This is a genomic window from Enterococcus sp. DIV1206 (genome assembly GCF_051712485.1).
In the GTDB taxonomy this organism is placed as follows: Bacteria; Bacillota; Bacilli; order Lactobacillales; family Enterococcaceae; genus Enterococcus; species Enterococcus faecalis.
On the sequence record NZ_JBIOOZ010000001.1, the window covers coordinates 2,032,790 to 2,050,965 of the forward strand.

Annotated in this window: 13 protein-coding genes; 2 read left to right on the plus strand and 11 right to left on the minus strand. The window is 33.2% G+C overall.

What is annotated here, in order from left to right; all coding sequences use genetic code 11:
* Positions 1–518: 518 nt before the first annotated feature.
* Complete coding sequence (locus IGK86_RS09885) at positions 519–2,285, plus strand: collagen binding domain-containing protein (protein WP_104877117.1); 1,767 nt, start codon at positions 519–521, stop codon at positions 2,283–2,285.
* A gap of 367 nt (positions 2,286–2,652) precedes the next feature.
* On the opposite strand, the gene IGK86_RS09890 is transcribed toward IGK86_RS09885, so the two are convergent.
* From IGK86_RS09890 to IGK86_RS09925, 8 genes are all read right to left on the minus strand, one after another.
* The gene (locus IGK86_RS09890; protein ID WP_016616819.1) at positions 2,653–3,102 is read right to left on the minus strand and encodes a hypothetical protein; all 450 of its coding nucleotides are present in this window, start codon (positions 3,100–3,102) and stop codon (positions 2,653–2,655) included.
* 113 nt (positions 3,103–3,215) lie between these two features.
* On the minus strand, positions 3,216–6,248 hold the full coding sequence (locus tag IGK86_RS09895) for a putative mucin/carbohydrate-binding domain-containing protein (RefSeq protein WP_016616820.1): 3,033 nt from the start codon (positions 6,246–6,248) through the stop codon (positions 3,216–3,218).
* Positions 6,249–6,455: 207 nt separating this feature from the next.
* Positions 6,456–6,767, minus strand: a complete 312-nt coding sequence (locus IGK86_RS09900) for an LPXTG cell wall anchor domain-containing protein (RefSeq protein WP_016616821.1) — start codon at positions 6,765–6,767, stop codon at positions 6,456–6,458.
* Positions 6,768–6,794: 27 nt separating this feature from the next.
* Positions 6,795–7,469 carry a hypothetical protein gene (locus tag IGK86_RS09905; protein ID WP_016616822.1) on the minus strand — a complete coding sequence of 225 codons (675 nt, stop codon included), beginning with the start codon at positions 7,467–7,469 and terminating at the stop codon, positions 6,795–6,797.
* A gap of 105 nt (positions 7,470–7,574) precedes the next feature.
* On the minus strand, positions 7,575–8,018 hold the full coding sequence (locus tag IGK86_RS09910; protein WP_229234601.1) for a hypothetical protein: 444 nt from the start codon (positions 8,016–8,018) through the stop codon (positions 7,575–7,577).
* Positions 8,019–8,098: 80 nt separating this feature from the next.
* A complete protein-coding gene (locus IGK86_RS09915; protein WP_438742397.1) occupies positions 8,099–11,116 on the minus strand; it encodes a hypothetical protein in 3,018 nt (1,005 codons plus the stop codon).
* Positions 11,117–11,372: 256 nt separating this feature from the next.
* Positions 11,373–12,911, minus strand: coding sequence for a helix-turn-helix domain-containing protein (locus tag IGK86_RS09920; protein WP_016616825.1), 1,539 nt, complete (start codon positions 12,909–12,911; stop codon positions 11,373–11,375).
* Between the two features lie 242 nt (positions 12,912–13,153).
* Positions 13,154–13,357, minus strand: coding sequence for a DUF378 domain-containing protein (locus tag IGK86_RS09925; RefSeq protein WP_002381996.1), 204 nt, complete (start codon positions 13,355–13,357; stop codon positions 13,154–13,156).
* Between the two features lie 196 nt (positions 13,358–13,553).
* Here IGK86_RS09925 and IGK86_RS09930 point away from each other — a divergent pair, with 196 nt between their 5' ends.
* Positions 13,554–13,847: a hypothetical protein gene (locus IGK86_RS09930; protein ID WP_002358125.1), complete on the plus strand. Its 294-nt coding sequence runs from the start codon at positions 13,554–13,556 to the stop codon at positions 13,845–13,847.
* Positions 13,848–13,914: 67 nt separating this feature from the next.
* Here the strand turns inward: IGK86_RS09930 and srtC are convergent, their stop codons facing one another.
* The 3 genes from srtC to ebpB form a co-directional block, all read right to left on the minus strand.
* A complete protein-coding gene (gene srtC, locus IGK86_RS09935; protein WP_438742400.1) occupies positions 13,915–14,769 on the minus strand; it encodes an Ebp pilus assembly class C sortase in 855 nt (284 codons plus the stop codon).
* Between the two features lie 93 nt (positions 14,770–14,862).
* Complete coding sequence (gene ebpC, locus IGK86_RS09940; protein WP_104877119.1) at positions 14,863–16,746, minus strand: endocarditis and biofilm-associated pilus major subunit EbpC; 1,884 nt, start codon at positions 16,744–16,746, stop codon at positions 14,863–14,865.
* A complete protein-coding gene (ebpB, locus tag IGK86_RS09945) occupies positions 16,743–18,173 on the minus strand; it encodes an endocarditis and biofilm-associated pilus minor subunit EbpB (RefSeq protein ID WP_016616828.1) in 1,431 nt (476 codons plus the stop codon). The genes ebpC and ebpB overlap by 4 nt, the downstream gene beginning before the upstream one ends.
* Between the last annotated feature and the right edge of the window lie 3 nt (positions 18,174–18,176).

The window sequence follows — 18,176 nt, forward strand, 5'->3', positions numbered from 1 at the left end:
AGCCAGGAACAAAACGTTAAATCAACTATTATCAAAGAATAGTAAACTTCAGAATCTACAATGAATAGCATTGAAACTAAAAAAAATTTGTATATCCATATTTTAAATTAAAAAATTCTCTACATATCTTTTCAGCATATTAAATAACAATATAATAACGAAATCCCAGACTAGTTTTTTTATTTTTTACAATTTTTTCTATAACTAAAAACTATTTTAAAAGGAACCGAGAAAAAAGCACCCATAATCCACTCCTTATTTTTTAATCTTTAATTTCACAATAAAAATTTCTTTTAACAAAAAAACTTTAAAAAACACTCGTTATATTAATTAGCTTATTTTAAATTAGTGAAAACAACCAATTGGTCTAGACGAAGAAATCGTTTACATTAGAATATGAGTTAAAAATGATAAATTATTAACTAAAAAAATAAGTTATTATATATTTTTAGTGGAAAACAAAGTAATATCCAAAAAGGAAAAGAAATAACAAAAAAAGAAAGAAAAGGAAGATCATTTTGAACAAGTTTTTAAAATATACATTTTCTCTACTGATTATTATTATTGGAAGTTTTTACAGCCACCAAGTTGTTTCTGCAGAGGAGCTAGTCGGAACTGGTATAGTTGATCTATTTGAATTTAGTGATACTAACTTATCTCAAGGACAAACAACTTCTGTCAAAATAACATTTAGTGAAAAATATAAAGATCATATCAAGCCTGGCGATACATTGACCTTTCCAATGCCAGCGGGGCTAGAGGGCATGACTGAAAATGACGGTTCACCAAGAAAAATTTTGTTAAGCGACTTAGGCGAAGCACTTATATACAAAGACAGAATTGTTGCAACTGCCAATGATCGTGTAAAATTTCTAGAACATGTACATGGTAGTTTTAGTTTTGGTATTAAATCAACTGTTACTAACAGTACAACCGATGCCACTATTGAAACAAATTTTGGAACAACTTTAGAAAAAAAATCCGTAACTGTCCGAGGCATTTCTCAAAATCCAGGAACGAGTACTCAACCATTTTTCTACAAATCAGGGGATTTACTAGGCGACTCTGATAAGGTCCGTTGGTTTTTAAATGTAAATTTAAACAAAGAAGAACTTTCAGATGATATCGTCATCTCTGACACTCACGGATCTGGTCAATTATTAAACAAAGATAGTTTCAATATTACGGTAAATAATTATTTAGGTTCAACTACCTATACTCTCAACGCTTTCATGGAAAAAGGATTCGGCACCATCGAACTTTCAACAGATAATAATTTTATTATTCGATTGAAGAAAGACCATGCACGTTTAGCCTCATTTACTATAATGTACACTACGACCATTACAACTGAAGGTCGTAAACAAGAGCTCTTTGAAAATAGTTATGACGTAAACTATCAAATTTTTAACAAAGAGCGAATGACAGAAAAAAATTCAACTAGCGTCAAAAATCTATTTGCTGAAGGAGAAGCAGATGGCGATTTAGACAAACAGGATCCTAATGAGCATGAGATTGAAACTCCTAACGAATCAGTTGAACCATTACCAGATAACACCCCCACTCCTGAAAAACCATTAGTTGAAGATTCAGAAAATCCTTCAGAAAAAGGACCAGATAAAAGTCAGCCTGAAATTCATATTGGTGAAAAAGAAGATCTTGTTGAAGATGAATCCGATAAAATCAAAGATTTAGAAGACACTCAATCAACAGAAAATCCTCTTTCTCCTAAAGATGTTGAGAATGAAACTAACAACTCTGTTGATAAAAATCAACCTGAAATCCATATCGGTGAAAAAGAGGAAGTTGTTGAAGATGAGTCTGATAAAACCAAAGATTTAGAAGACACCCCATCAACAGAAAAGCCTCTTCCTCCTAAAGATGTTGAGAATGAAACTAACAACTCTGTTGATAAAAATCAACCTGAAAGCCGTATTAGTGAAAAAGAAGACCTTGTTGAAGATGAATCCGATAAAATTAAAGATTTAAAAGACACTCCATCAACAGAAAAACCTCTTTCTTCTAAAAAAATCAAAAAAGAAACAAGCAACACTGTTGATACAAACAAAACTGCTGTGAAAAAAAACAGCCCTCAAGCGAATCAAAAAACAACAAGTGACACAAGCATGACAACCGCTTCATCTTTATCATCAGTAAATAAGAAAGAGAAAAAAATACTTCCTAAAGCAGGGACAACAAACAATATGTTTTTAACTCTGCTGGGTCTGCTAATCATTCTTTTCACTTCAATTACTGTTTATTCTAAATATAAAAAAGTAAATTAAATAAAAAGTAAAAGCCTAGATAGTATATGCGGAACTACCAACAGTTCATAAACTGTCTATTTTCCAAAATTGACTACCTCTTTACCACTATCTACTTCTTCAGAAACTATCGCCTACTATAACAGTCAGACAAAAGCTATCTATAGATTCATTATCATACCTTCTACTGGCAGTGATTAGTATGTTGCTTTATTTTTGGTCCCTTTCTTTAATCATATCTTCCAAACGACAATTAATTATTCTGTTTTTTGACTGTCTCCACTAGCACAATGGAAAGTAACGCTCCTAATAATAGTAAGCCTACTGAATAAATCGTTGTTAACATAATAGCACCTACTTTCTTAATAACCAGTTTTATCGTTACTAATTATTTTTTTAACCAACATTTGCCATTTCCATAAAGTTTTTTGACATAAAGATTATTATGACTTTTCATTTTCAGTCTTCTTAATAATTCCTGTCTATCAGTGGTTTCAGAAACAATACATTGAAATGTTTGAATTTCTTTTTGTTCGTTTATCAATGTCACTGCCTCCACTGTATACATTGATGTACTTAACCAATAGTTATCTAAAAAATTCATCTCTGCTTTCTGATTAATTTCTTCCTTTGATAGTAAACAAATAGTAGTTATTAAATCCACTGATTGAACAATCATATCCGTAAAATTTCGTTGAAAAAAGGAAAGCACCTCGGCTTCGGTACCATTTCTCCAAACAACAATTTTTTGAGTAAACGTTGATTTATTTGAGTCTATCAAATTAATACAACAACAAGACTTAATTACTTCTGTTGAAAATAATTTATTAATATACATGCTTCGTTTAATCCAACCTCCCCATCCTTTAAACTTTTTTAACGAACCCTATTTACATAGTGTTTAAGAATGAACAGTTTTTAAATAGTCCGCTGCTATTTTCATATTTCGTGCTACTTATTTATTTCTTCAACCGTTTTCCCATTCATTTGCAATGGTATAAATTTAAACGTCAACTTAGATTCAATATAATTTTGTTCCTCTTCTAATTTTGACAAATCCGCTGTTCCTGTGAATTCAAAGCTTATTTCTTTAATACCAGTTCCTTTCATTTGATTATAGTCCCCTTGACTATTCGCTAAGCGCACAAACTCTTTTTGGATATCATATTTATTCTTGGTGCCGCCGTTATTTACTAAAGGTATCACTGTTGTTCCCTGATACCCAGCTGAACGCTGAATGTTTAACGTATTCAATGCTGCTACACCATTACCGCCCATAATTTCATATGTTAAGATATCCACTTTGATAGGACGTCCCGACTTATTTTTAATTTGATAATTTTTAGGCGAAGTAATATTACTTTTATCTTGATCAGATTCAAAAACGACAGCTGTTGGTAATATTACTTTAAGCCAACGATTATCTCCTTCTGGCAGTGGTGTATCAGGATTGGTCGAATCAATTTCGCCTAGATTTCCTCGGGTGATCACTTCAGCTATTGTCTCCCCATCTTTCCCCTCAATTGTCTGGGTGAGATTATCCTCTGTGATTTTGTTATAAACAAGTGTTTTTTCTTGTTCTTCTAACCTATACTTGAAGCTCAACTTATTCCCTGTTGTTACGTAGTTAAAACCTTCAATCTTCTTTGGTTCTAGGTTAAGTATTTCACCAAAACGGCCGTTCTTATAAATCGTTGATTCAGATAATTTTTTGCCGGCTTCATCCGCATAATTAATAATAATGTTACCTGGTTTAATGTCTAAAAAGTCTTGATATTTTTCAAGATATTGCTCTCGTTTTTCATCAGGTAAATCTAATATGCCCAGATAAATTTGATTTTTTTCATTTGAACGATCAACTTCACTTAGTTCAGGATCTTTTTCAAGGTTAGCTACTGCTTCGTCAATTTTTTGTTCAAGTCTTTTTTGACCATCGTCGCCTTTTACCACATTCATCAACTGATTATTTTTAACTACAAAGGTATTCGTCTTACTATTTTTATTGATTAAATCACTGGTGCTTGAGACCAATCGTCCTTTTGTTTCATCATGAAAAATGACAACTTTATAGCCTTCTTTTAATGGAAAAGTATCAAAACTCTTTTTAACCTTAGTTCCGTCCATTTCTTTTGAAAAAACTGAGATTCCTTGTTCATTCTGAACATCAATCGCTGCATATTTTTCATTAGGATAATAAGAATGAGGTTGATCGCTTGTAACATTAAACGTTCCAATACCCAGATTAAAATTTGTTTGAAATTTAGCAAATTCTCTATCCCCTAATCCTCTAAACATAATTGTTTCATCTAATAGTTTCGATTTTTCGTAACGTTTAAAGTTAATGACTTTCTGATTTTGAGCATCTTTAATATACACATAATAATCATCTATTTCGTAGATATTACTTGTCTTAGGAAAATCTACAGTATAGGCGCCATTTTCAAGATGATCAATTTTAACTGTTGGCGAGTCAATCCCTACTTCCTTAACAATCGTTTTACCATCTTTAATTCTTAATTTTTGCCCTTTTATTTGATTGAAATCATCTATCTTAAGCTGAATAGTTAAAGAGCCACCAGCCAAGTTGACTTTTTTTAGTTCATGATTACTAACAACATTTGTGACAGAGTCCATAATGCTCCCAGGTAATTGTTGTGTTGCTTCGTTTAATCTATTTTTGGGCACAACAGCTGCGATTGGGGCAACTGGAGAATATTCTTTACTGCGATTTATCGCTTCAACACGGCTTCTATCGAAAGTAATCCCCCATTGTAAAAACACAGGCGTAAAATCTTGTTGAAATTCTTTACTATAAAAATAATTAAAATATTCTGCTGTTTGCATGTTTGTAATAAGTTGATTTTTTTGGTCGACGGCAACTCGCCACTCCTGATTTAATTTCATCCAAGCTTCTGGCCCACCTGTTTGAATGACTGCAGTTAGTAATGTGAGATTCGCTCTTAAATCATTCATTGAAGAATAGCTCATACCTTGTTCCCAAATTTTCGTATAGAGATTCTCCTCCACAGATTGTTTTTGACCATAACTAAATAACCAAGAAGAATTTTCGACATATTCCTTACCACTATATTTAGATAAATACAAAATTGCCATTAAATTATTTGAAACTTCTCCAGTTGAAATCCCTTTACTATTGTAATAAGGCTGGTAGGCATGTCCAATCTCATGAAGGGTTCCCCAAGCATTTTTTGTCATCCACATATCTACAACGGTTGCTCTACCATTTGCTGCATAATCACTTCCATAATATGCACCAATACCATATCTCGCACTTCCATCTGCCTTTAAAAAAAAACGATTATGGGGTTTTTTATTCACACCAAAGTCATCAGAAGATAACCCTATCAATTCATCATAGTAATCTATAATCCCATCTTGATAATCAATATATTCATTTAAATTTGTAAATGTCGGTAATTTTTTAATTCTCTCTTTTTCATCCAAAGGAATTAGCAACTGAAAATTATGTCCCTTGATTAGAGAAAATGGTGCTTTGGATTGATCCCAATTAGCAAAAAAGTCTGACTCTTTATCTGCACTTTGATAAATAGGTAACGTTACTGTGGAGCCTGTTATTTCATATTCTACCTCACTTCCACTCCCTCCATACGGTGTGTTGACAAATGGAACACCTGCATAATCTGTTTTGATTGTTTTCCATTCTGTCGTTAAAGTCACTTGCTGTTCTTCTTTTTCTTTATTACCTAAAAGCCAAAATTTTAAATTTTTATACCCATCATCCGTTCTTTTTTTACGAATTTTAATGGTTGAGCCAGGGGACATTACAATTCCTAAGTCTTGTTTATCATGATACTTTCCTCTAGATGTTCCTGATTGAAAGAGTAATTCTGGATATTCTAAACTTTGGATTTCTTTTGTACTCGTATCTGCTTGAGCTGGTTGTTGACCCCAAAAAAATGTTAACAAAATAAATAATGTAGATAAATAAATATTCTTTTTCATAAGCACTCCTCTGTTGTTTTTATCACAATGATTTGATTTATTGAATTCGTAGTTGTTTCTTTTTAAGTATTTATTTTTCAAAATATAAACCGATTATTACTATTTTTTTACTTTAGTCTCCTTATCTTTTTTCATACTTTAAAGGAAAAAGAGACACGATTTTCTCATGTCTCTTTCTATAAACTTTTTATTATTAATGAGTTTCACTTATTTATTTTTTCTTTTTTTAGCATAGGCGATTGTTGTTAAAAAAATCACACATGCTCCAATTAGTAAACCAATCGTATTTTTTGTTTCTCCTGTTTTAGGTAAATCCCCTTTTTTTAAAACCGTTAATTTTCTATCAAATGTTTCTTCTTGCTTCGGATAATCTTGAGTCCCCTCTGTATCTATCGGATCCAAATTTCCAGTTACATGAATCGTTGTTTCTGTACTTGCTGTTACAAAAACTGGCAATACAAATACCGCTAAACAGAGAGAGAATATACTAATTAAGACAAATCGTTTTGTTTTGCTCACAGATTCTCCCTCCTATCACTTTTTTGCTTATTTGTTTGCTTCTTCGGTTGTTTTTCCATCCATACGTAATGGTGTAAATTTGAAGGTTAATTTAGATTCTACAAAGTTTTGATCTTTTGCTAATTTTGATTTATCCATTGTTCCTGTAAATTCAAATCTCGTTGATTTATAACCAGTTCCTTTTACTTCTTTGTAGTCCCCTTTGTTATTCGCTAAACGAACTAGTTCCGTATTAATTGTATATTTTTGTTTCGCTGCCCCATTCTTAACTAAAGCAATTGTTGGATTGCCCGCATAGCCGATAGAGGGCTTGATATTTAATGTACTTAAAGCAGCTACTCCATTTCCTCCAGTTATTTCATAAGTTGATACATCAACTTTTATAGGACGACCTGATTCATTTTCAATCTTATAATTTTTTGGAGAAGAAATTGTCGCTTTATCTTTATCAGATTCAAAAACTACCGCAGTAGGTAAAGTTACTTTAACCCAACGATCATCGCCTTCTGGTAGTGGCGTATCTGGATTTGTTGAATCAGTATCTCCCAAAATACCTCGCGTAATCACATCCGCTGTTGTTGATTTTCCTTCTGAACCATTGATAGTTTGCGTATCGCCTTCTGCTGCCAAAACTTGACCAGCAAACCCTAAACTAAAGACACCTAACATTGCTGAACTAACAAGCATTTTTTTATTTAACATAATTTAATTACCTCTTTCTTATATTTTTTCAGATTTCCACTACTATTAACCAGAATTTTTATAGTAAAAATCTTTGATATTTTAAGTTTAGCATCGAATCCCTCCTTATTCTTCTACTTCAATTTGAATTTCTGCCGCTGTTTGACCTTTGTATTTTTTTGTTTTTTGATCATAAATTGAAACATTAGCTGTACAGATATAGTTTCCTTTTGCCAAATTCTTACTTAATTTTCCTTCAGTAATTTCATAACCTGGTTGAATTGCACCTGAATTGTAAATTACATCGCCTGTTTTATCTTCAACAATTTCAACAGCAATTGGATAAGCATTTTCGACTTCATTACGGATGTAGATATCTCCGATTGCCTCACCATTTTTAAAGGTTGCTTCGGGATAAATACTCAACGTGAACTTTGATTCGTCAACCTCTTTTTCATTGGCTTTTTTACGCTCTTCTTTGGACATTTTTTTCGCATCTTTTTCATCAGGCAAATATGAACCACCAATGATTTCTCGTGGCTGATTGTCAATAAATTTGTAGGCAGCCACTCCTCCTAAAAGAAGAACTAACAAAATAAGAATGATTATTTTTTTTCGTTGTTTTATTTTTTCTAAAATAGTAATTCCTCCTAATCTGCCAGTGCTTTAAATTTTAATTTAGTCTTATATTCCACAATGTTTTTTTCAGACATTTTGCCGTAGTATTGACCATCAATCGATATATTGGTTGCAGATTGTGGTGCCAATTCTTTAATTTCTTGACTTTGAGTAGCTTCATTTAGTCCTTTAATAGCTGGCTGATTATCAATTAAAAGGTTCAGTTTTGCACTGTTTTCTTCTTTATTTGGTTCTTTTTCTGTATTACTTAGTAGTTTTACATTGGAATGAACTTTTTCAAATTTTTCAAAAATGACATTGGTTTTTAGCTCTTCTGAATTATTTCGTATTTGATAATTTTTAGCTGTAACCTTTTTCGGGCTATTATAGGTTCCAAAAACTAAGTCAGTAGGGAGTGTCACATTTATAAGTTTATCGGTATTTCTATAAAAGTATTTTATTTTAGTATTACTGCGGAATGTTTGATTTGGCATTCCAACAATTGTCTCTTGTTGTGAATTAGAATCATTTGTATAACTGTAGCCAAAATATTTATAGATTGTCCCATTATTATCAAGAAATTTATCAGGTTTCGGCTGATAGGTGTCTGTAGAATCTAAGACAGTTATTTTTTCTTTCGATAAAGGATTGTTTTTTTCATCTACTGCTTGTTCCCTAATTGTAAAGGTTGTTCCAATTGTTACCTCATAAGAATACGTGATTGTTTTACCTGTAGTTAATTTTTCAGAAACTTCAAGTGTGCCACTAGAGGTAGGTTTACTAGTATCTGGATATTTACTAAATCCCATAACATTTATTTTGTTGGAATCAAGATTTGTAAAAAAGCTAGCTTTGATTGAATCCAGGTACTCTTTTGAAGAATTCACAGGAACTTTGACTTTCTTTGTATTTAAACGATTAATCTCTAAGAGTGAATAACCTTGTTTGGTAATTTCATAGTAGACATAATCATTATTTTTGCGAGCGAAAGATTGTTTTTGTTCGTCTCCTTCATACACCCAATGGCGATCTTTTTCTGCCGCGAAGGAACGGATGATATCTCCATAATTGACATCAACTCTGCCCCATTGATTTACTGGTTCACGTGGATATTGTTGTCCTTGGGCGGTTACACTTTTATCCCCTTTGTCAGTATCTTTTATCTTTCTACTTGTACGCATATTAAAATAATCTACTTTGTAATAGTCTTCATTTGTAAAATAATAATGAATTTGGCTATCTAGACCTTCACGGTTTCCCGGCGTAGCAACTATTTGCGGTTTTTCTTCCAACTGTAAAGTGTACACGCCTGCTGTTCGCCAGGCAGGTAAATTAGGAATTTCTATTCCTCCAAAAGCAATAGATTGCCCCCAGTTAACATTTACTAAAATAGTATTTTCTACAACATTATTACTTTGAGCTGATGAGACTCTTAATCGGACTCCAGTTTTACCAATATATAACATTTCGTTATCTATTTTAGATAATAACTGTGTATTGTATTCATCTCTATTCAGTGTCTTATTACCAACTTTGACTTCTTGGATGAAATTTTTATAGTCAAAATTATTTGTATACTGTCCTAAAATAAACTGCGCGTCGTCTTTAAACTTAACAGTCATTTGATCTTTTACAATTTCAAATGGCACTATATAATCGTATTCTATAGCTTTACCTGTACTTAACTTTTGACTAACTCTGATGACTCCCTCTGCATCACCAATCTTTGCTCTTGATGGAAGTTTGATAAAACGTGCGGTTACCCCATCTGGCAAATCAATTGATTTACCAATATTGTCTATAATTTCTCTATCAGATGCACCTATTGATATTTTTTGTTTTTTCGTGGAAGCAAAATTGATTTTTAATGGTTTATATCCTTTAGGTGTAATTTCATAATAAATAGAATTTTGACCTTGATTATATAATGTTTTTTTATCATTTTGATACAAGTAATTCCAATTAGGAAATACGTGCCAAGCTCGAACCACATCTCCATAATGAACGTCTTGCTTACGATTTATTCCCCATAAATTTAAATTATCTTCAATTTGATCCTTCCCAAACGCTTCTACATGTTTTGTTCCCTTCGTTTCTTCTGTCATAAGGAAGTTTTGAGTGTTAGATAAATCAAACCAATTAAATGTATAAAACAATTTTTGTAGAAGAAGATCATAACCTGTATACACCGAGGAGACATCTAAACTGCCAGTTACGCCAATTGCAGAGGTAACTACTGGTTTGCCCAGTGTATGAAGCGTATAGGCCCCCGCTGTCCTATGCGCTTCATACACTGTAGTATTTGTTTGATAAACAATGCTATCTCCCCAAACTATATTGATAGGAACATCAACTAAAATTGTTCGTGCTCTTGACTTATCTGATACTTTCACTTTGATTATTTGCTTATACACTCTATCAGTTTGAGGAATATTCACTAAATCTACAATATATTCATTTTTATTAACCTCCTTCCCATCAATCCTAACCCATTTCACAAAGTCTGATATATCCCACATACTACTATCACTACCTACTATTAAATCTTGAGGATTTGGCTCAGCAATAATTTCTGGTGCTTTTTCTACAGATATGGTAATAGGCGACTCTATTTCATTCTCTTCCTCTCCACATTTTTCAATAATCTTTATATTCACTGTTTTATCTCCAGTAGTTGAAAATAAAGTTTCTTCTGGCAAAAATTCTAAAGTAGAATCTTTTAATTTGTTATTTATAGTCACCGCATCTTCAATCATCTCTGAAGTTAATTCTTGATTAACTTTCAATTGTATTGCTTTTTCTTGATGTATTGACAGTTCAGTTTCTGAACTGTCAGCTCCTCTTTTTGCACTACTTTCCATACTGTTTGTTGGTTCTAAATCACTATTTTTGATTATACTATTTGAATTTTGTATAGAGGTTGTTGTTTTTTCAGTAGAACTGTCCTGCTCTGATGTTTGAGCAACTACAGACCTTGTTTTTAATGGCAATGTTAGTAGCATAACCAACAAAAAAATATAAATTACTCTCTCTTTATAAAAATTTTTCATTTCTTTCCTCCTATACGACATAAAAATAATCTGTTTATGCAATCTTTCTATTAAAAATCTCTTAAGTTACATTTTATAAAAGATGTTATTTTTGTTATCTTTTAACTGTTTATATCGTAGCATGGAGATCGACATGGTTATTATCTTCTACGCGTAAAATTATGCCCGTCTATGATAATTAACTTTTTTATCACTAAAAAACTTCGCTCTTTCATGTATAAAAAACATGAAAGAGCGAAGTTTTCTGTTAAGAACTCTATTTATCTGAATCTAAAAAATAAGAAGTAAAGATATCATCCACCGATAAATGATGATTTTCAATAATTCTATTACTAACCAATTGATTCAAATATGCACCTAATTCTGTCCAAGCAGCTTGATCAAAAACATCTTTAAAGTGAAAATAATACTTTTTATCATAACCGCCAGTATCCGAGACAACAATATTTGCTTCAGTATAATTATCTGTTACTTGCAAAGAGTTGGCATTGTACATCGTTTCAATCGCATTTTCAATAATTGATTTGTATTCTGGACGATGAAAAAATTCAACAAATACTTTTTGTGGATAAGGGAATATTAAACTAAGATAGCCTAAAATGATTTGCGTTAAACTACCAACTAATTTTGAAAATGATGGTTCTTGTTGATAGTTGTCTAAGCCTTTAGCTACACACGACTCAACAAAATAGTCCATTTCTCCATTTAGTTTTGGAAACTTAAACAAGGGCATAAACTTGTATAACTGTAAGTAATGAATAACAATTACTCGACTACACAAGTTATATAATAATAGGTACTGTAGCTCTTCTGGGAAATTAATTTTCTGTTGCAATTGGTGGATTACTTCAATACAACTATTGATAATACCATTTCCTTCGAAGCCCGACATTTGTTTCCCCGCTTGAATTTTTTCATCCTTTGTTCTTAGTTCTTCTATAAAATAGTTTGCTAAAAATAAAAGATGAATTGGTTCATTGTGAGAGCTTTTCTTTCCAATATCTTTCTCTCCCAAGTAAGTTTGAAGTAAATTGATTTCATGGTGATCCGTAATGATTTCTCCCAAATCCAATATATCTTGAGTCAACGGAGCCAAGCGATGATCACTTTTCAGTGCCGATCGATAAATAGCCAAAAGAAAATTCACTTTATTTTTGCCTACTGGTGATAATTTTTCACATCTATTTGTAGGTGCATATTGGCGCGTGTTAATTATTTCTTTTTCTGTAATCGTATTTACAAGCCAATAATTTCCTTTTGTAGCAGCAACTACAGAGAGATAATGAAAAAGCCTAATAGTTGATTCACATCCCTCTAATTGCATAATTGCTTCACTCTTTTTTTCTAATTGAAAACCAGCATCAACTTGCTTAAAAAACTGTTTTAATTTGTTAATTAATTTATAAACATAGGACTCACTGTAAGAGAGACTTTCAGCAGCTTGTAAAATACTAAAACGTCTCTTTTCCAAAACAAATAACATTAATTGAAAAAAACTAGATTCAGTGACATATTTAATACGACAATTCGTTATCAATTCAATATATTTATCTGCTTCAACTTTAAAGTTGAATTTAATAAGACCATCATTTAGGACTAAATAGATATTTTCTTCTATATCTTCATTCAATTCACTGATAAGTTCTTTAATTTGTCTTCTAGAAGTGCCCAACTCTTGTTCCATAACGGTTGCATCTACTTTCATAAATTCTAGTTTTGACAAAATTTTTAATTTCTGTATTTGTTTTTTTGTTAAAAATAAACTTGCTAATTCTTTTGGTACCAGATTGTTCACTCCTCTAATTACTTTTGTTACGAAAATGTTCTAACAAAAAAACTATTTAACTGAGAGTATACCTTTTTATATACTTAAAAGCAAAGACAGATAATCAGAGAACTACTCACTTGCTTAGACTTATAGTTTAAACTTCAAACTATCTTGTTTTATTTTTATAAAAAAAGAGTCCCCTTTCTCAAGGAAACTCTCAATTGCTAAGTCAAAATAACTTCACGTTATCTAAATCTTTTAAATCAATCCTATGGTTCGCGGAACAAAGGAGCTAAAAACTTAATAGAATAAATCGCACAAATTCCGACAATAATATAGATAATTTTTGCTAATGGTGTGGTTGCACCGCCACTAATTGTTGCAACTAAATCAAAATTAAATGCACCAACTAATAACCAGTTTAAACCTCCGACAATCAATAAAATTAAAGCAATAATATCCAGATATTTCATTTTTAACACTCCTTCCAAATTTGATAAGCCAAGAGTAACACGTTTATTCTTTATTTACGAAAATAATGATTCAGGAAAAAAAACTTTTTTTCAATTATTTTCTCGAATCATTTTTTCATTATTAAGAATTTTATGATATAACTAAAGAGTAGACAAAAACAGATTCATTATCTCTGATAAGAAATGGTGGTTTATTATGCGTGCTAAGTTATTTTTAATTTTGCGGAATCGAGTGTTATCCCGTGTTGTCTTTGTCATTCTATTTTTACATGTGCTTTTTACCACAAATGATTTCACGGTGTTACTGCTCCTCTTACTATTGAATTATTTACTCACGCTTGAGGATAGCGCGAAAAAAAACAGAAAAATCCAAACTTGGCAGGAATTTAAACAGTCGATTGATTGGCCCTTTGTCGCTTTTTATTCAGGGCTTGCTCTTTTAGTTATTTCGTTAATACTTCTGTTTCTCTGGTTCAATTATGCACGATAAGGAGGATTAAAAATTGAAAAGCTATTTTTTTACTCTTTTTTTTAGTATGTTTAGCCTTTTCGTCATACTACTTTGATTTTCTGGTCGTCTTTTTCCGCCGCTTGTACCAGATAATGAAGCCGCTAATAATTAACGCACAGGCAATTAAAAGTAATGTCCATAATAGTAAATTTTGTTGTTGTACCACTTTTTTCATCCCCGCTGCTGCTTTTTCTGGTTGATATGGGATACGATGTCCTCGAACTAATAACCGATGACTGTTTATCATATACGGTGTGCAAGTTAATAAAGTGACGAGATCTTGGCCAGACTCAATGTGTAAATCTTTTGTATCAGTTGGTTCAACGGTTTTTATTTGATCTACTTGATAAGCAAGCGTCTTCCCATTAACTTCGATATAAAATTCATCGCCTTTTTTTAATTCTGGCAAATCTGTAAATAATTTGGCTTGTGGGAGACCACGATGGCCTGAAATGACCGCATGTGTATTCGCACCACCTGTAGGATAGGAGGTTCCTTCTAACAAGGAGCTTCCTTTTTCCAATAGCAATGCATTCGTTTTATCAAAAATTGGTAAACGGACATTTATTTTTGGAATGGTTAAAACACCAATCGTATGACTTTCAAAATAGGATTTGTCTGGTTTTTTCGTTGTTTTTTGCGTTTCAGAAAAAGGATCTAATCCAGGATTGCTGCCTTTTTTCGCTAATTCTTGGTTTTTCTTTTCCATTTTTTCTTGAAGTTCAGCCATTTCTTTGGTGTTTTCTTGGCTTGCTTTTGCTTGATAATGAGCGATAATTTGTTGATCCAGATAGTTATTTAATGCATCGCTAACAAAAGGATACGCAAATGCACCTATTCCAATAATCAGTAAAAGAATCATAAAACCATCAATGATACGACGTTTCTTTTTTAACTTCATTGCTTCCTCCTTAAAAATAAAGCATGAGAGCCTGGGACAGTGATTGGCCCAGGCTCTTTGTTTTTCTAAAAATTTATTCGGTGATGCTAGAAATTAAGCATTTTCTTTTCTACGTCTAGCAAAGTAGACTCCTGCAATAAGTAGCAAGACTGCGCCACTTCCTAAGTAAACGTAGATTCCTTTGCCACCTGTTGAAGGTAAGGTACCTTTGTGTTTGTTTGGTACTTTTTCTGGTGAAACTAGGTTTTCTGTTGTGCCATATGATTGTTCATTGACCACAAATTCAATCCGATTTGTTAACAAGACATAATCATCAGGAGCTACAGTTTCTTCTAAATAATAGGTACCGTATTTAAGCCCTGTGATATCAACTAATCCATCAGCCGTTGTTGTAAAAGTAGTTGCTTCAGCTTTTGTTTTCACCCAAGTTGCTGCTTTCGTTGTTTCATCGATTTTCAAATAATTTGCTGTGTCGCTGTTTTGATCACGGACGACAAAGGAAGCTCCCGCCAAGGCTTGTGTCGCTGTCACATCGCCATCGACTTTAATGAAACGTTTCCCACCTGTCACAACTTCAACAGTTGGTGGTGTTTGGTCGTCGGTATGACCGTTATCAACATTCGCCTCATTTTTAAAGCCTTTCGTAGGATCTGCTTTTTCATTTAAATGCATAAAGTAAACGAATTTTAGTGTGCCGCCTGGTGTTAGCGTAGGAATATACGCTGGATTAACGGCGACAGTGAAGCCATTTGCTTGTTCAGTCACTTGGTAATTTTCAGGAGCAATCATTGTATCCCCATCATATAACGCATAGGCATACTCTCCAGAAGTCTCGTTATCAAAAGTTAAGGCTGCATCATGTTTATCAATTAAATTGAATTTGACGTATTTATTAGCGTCGCCTTCTTTGTCTGCAATCCCCAATGGAATATTTACAGAAATTTGATATTTAATTTTTTCGCCAATTGCCACATCTTTACCATCTAAGTTTGGTGTTGTTTTATCAACTTTAGAGGTATCATTTTTGACTGTTTTTTCAACAGGTGTTTGATTGTTTGCTTCAATTGTAAATGGTGTTTTTGTTTGATTTTCAATTAATTCTGCATTATTTGGCGCTTTTACTTCTTCTAAAATATACGAACCAACCTCAAGATTTTTAACTGTTAATTCTCCCGTTCCATTCTCTGCTTCTGTGAAATCATTTTCGCCAATTTCATAACTTTTCCCAGTAATAAAGCGTTTTGCTTGTTCTTTATCCGTTGTCCATGTATATAATCCATCTTTGACTCCTTGGATATATTTTACTGTGCCTGGTGAGCCTTCGCTTTTGGAAATAACAAATTCTGCGCCATTTAATCCTTCATTTTCAGCAGTTCCTACTTTTTTCACATGTAAACTACCATCATTGGCTACCACATTTTTAGGATAAATATGAACAATCGCTAATTCTTCTGTTCCATATTTATAGGAACCATCTGCTTGCTTGATCATTTCGTAAACTGGGAACGCCACCACCATATTCGTAGCAGCAACTACGCCCTCTTTTGGTTCCTCTTTAATGGTGTACACTGCATCTTTACCATTTTGTTTTTTAGGTAACTGAACAGTGACATTCCCATTTGCATCGGTGGTTCCTTGAGCAACAGGTTTCCCAGGAGTTAAACTTTGGACAGCTTGTTTAGCTGCATCAACGCTTGCGCCTGCCGCTCGTTGCTCGTAAAATTCGCTCGTCACGTTATAAATACTAAACGTCACATCTGCCAGTCCTTGATATTTATCAAACTCGCTCATTTCTTTCCCGCTATTTTGAATAAGCGGATCTGGTAAATCCGTCATTTTCTTTTTGTGAATCACGAGCTGTGCGCTCTCCCCATTTTCTTCTGCAAATGCAGTTGTTGTCCCTAATACACTCGTGAAAAGTGGCAAAATTAGTAACAAGGTACTAACGGTGTACCAAACTTTTTTTAATTGCTTCATTTTCTCTCTCCTCTTTTTTGTTTTTGATAAAATAGCCAAATGGCTACCAGCCCAATGATTAGCAGGCCTGCAATCGTCAACCAAATAGAACGTTCTTCATTTGTTTTTGGTAAGAAGCCTGACTCTTTTACTTTTTTATTGATTACATGTAACGGTGCTGTTCGTTGTCCGTTCGTTGCATAAGAATTTTTTTCCACCGTAAAAGGAATTTCTGTTTGATTCAGAAGATAACCTTTTGGTGCAGAGATTTCTTCTAAGAAGTACTGGCCATCTTTTAAGCCTTTAACTGAAAATTCACCGGCTTGATTAGACGTGAGTTTTTTAGCTAATGCTTTTTCTTTTTGCCAACGATACCCGTTTGCTGTTTCATTGAGGTATTCCCCCGCTTGATTTTTGACGATAAAAACAGCCTCTGGCAAGGTGATTTTCGCATTTTCACTATCAACTTTGACAAAAGACTTGCCACCTGTACGAACTGTGGCTCTTTTAGTCAAGGTATGTTTGTCCGTGACTAATTGTCCTTCGTTGTTAATCGCAGTGTCAGGTTCAGCGGTCTTTTCTAAACGCATTTGATACGACACAGTCATTGTTTGATTTGCAAAGTTTTGCAAGTCTTTAATTGAAAAATCAAGCGTAAATCCATGCTTTTGCGTCGTCAGTGTGTAACCTGTAGTAACTGTTTTTCCAGCCACTTTTACCACAATTGATTCTGGTAAAAGTGTCAACGTTGTATCCGCCTTATCTGACAAACGGAATTCCTGATATCCTAAAATATTCGCTGGAATCTGAGTCGTTAACTGATAGTTAATGTGCTCTCCTTGATTAAAGCCTTGTTGCTTATCGAGTACCGTTTTTTCAAGTGGTGGTAAGTCATAGGCATTTTCTTCATTTTTTGGATATAAATGAATATGCGTTAACGATTGCCCTTGTGGATCTTGAACAGGCAAAATCACTACTAGGTTGCTAGCTTTTTCCTTTACCACTTCCGGTGCTTCCGCTTCAACAAATAAATAGGCTTTATCTCGTTGCTGCGAATCTTTGCTAGCTAATGAAAAAGAAACCACTCCATCTTCTCCATTTATTGTCTGTGTTTTATCTTCTGCGATCGGTTTTCTATTCATTGCACCGGTTTCTGCTAATTGACGCTGTGCCTCTTGGACCGTTTTTCCTTCAGAACGAAGCTGATAAAACGGATCCGTCACATCATAGACTTGATAAATGACGTCATTTAAGCCCCGATAATTTTGAAGCAGCGTTCCCTCTTCCCCTGTGTTTTGCTGCTGTTCTGGTAATTGACCATCAGGGAACAATAATTTGTGCAACGTAACTTGAACGCTTGCTTGCGATGCCTCTGCTAATGCTTGCTGTGAAAACCCGAAAAGAGCGAGTAGCATGACGCAAATACTTAACCAACGTGCGTTTTTCATTGA

What these genes read in the sequence shown, in the direction of transcription:
- IGK86_RS09890 (WP_016616819.1), bottom strand. Translation starts at nt 3,102, where the DNA reads ATGTATATTAATAAATTATTTTCAACAGAAGTAATTAAGTCTTGTTGT.
- IGK86_RS09895 (WP_016616820.1), bottom strand. Translation starts at nt 6,248, where the DNA reads ATGAAAAAGAATATTTATTTATCTACATTATTTATTTTGTTAACATTT.
- IGK86_RS09905 (WP_016616822.1), bottom strand. Translation starts at nt 7,469, where the DNA reads ATGTTAAATAAAAAAATGCTTGTTAGTTCAGCAATGTTAGGTGTCTTT.
- IGK86_RS09915 (WP_438742397.1), bottom strand. Translation starts at nt 11,116, where the DNA reads ATGAAAAATTTTTATAAAGAGAGAGTAATTTATATTTTTTTGTTGGTT.
- IGK86_RS09925 (WP_002381996.1), bottom strand. Translation starts at nt 13,357, where the DNA reads ATGAAATATCTGGATATTATTGCTTTAATTTTATTGATTGTCGGAGGT.
- IGK86_RS09930 (WP_002358125.1), top strand. Translation starts at nt 13,554, where the DNA reads ATGCGTGCTAAGTTATTTTTAATTTTGCGGAATCGAGTGTTATCCCGT.
- srtC (WP_438742400.1), bottom strand. Translation starts at nt 14,769, where the DNA reads ATGAAGTTAAAAAAGAAACGTCGTATCATTGATGGTTTTATGATTCTT.
- ebpC (WP_104877119.1), bottom strand. Translation starts at nt 16,746, where the DNA reads ATGAAGCAATTAAAAAAAGTTTGGTACACCGTTAGTACCTTGTTACTA.
- ebpB (WP_016616828.1), bottom strand. Translation starts at nt 18,173, where the DNA reads ATGAAAAACGCACGTTGGTTAAGTATTTGCGTCATGCTACTCGCTCTT.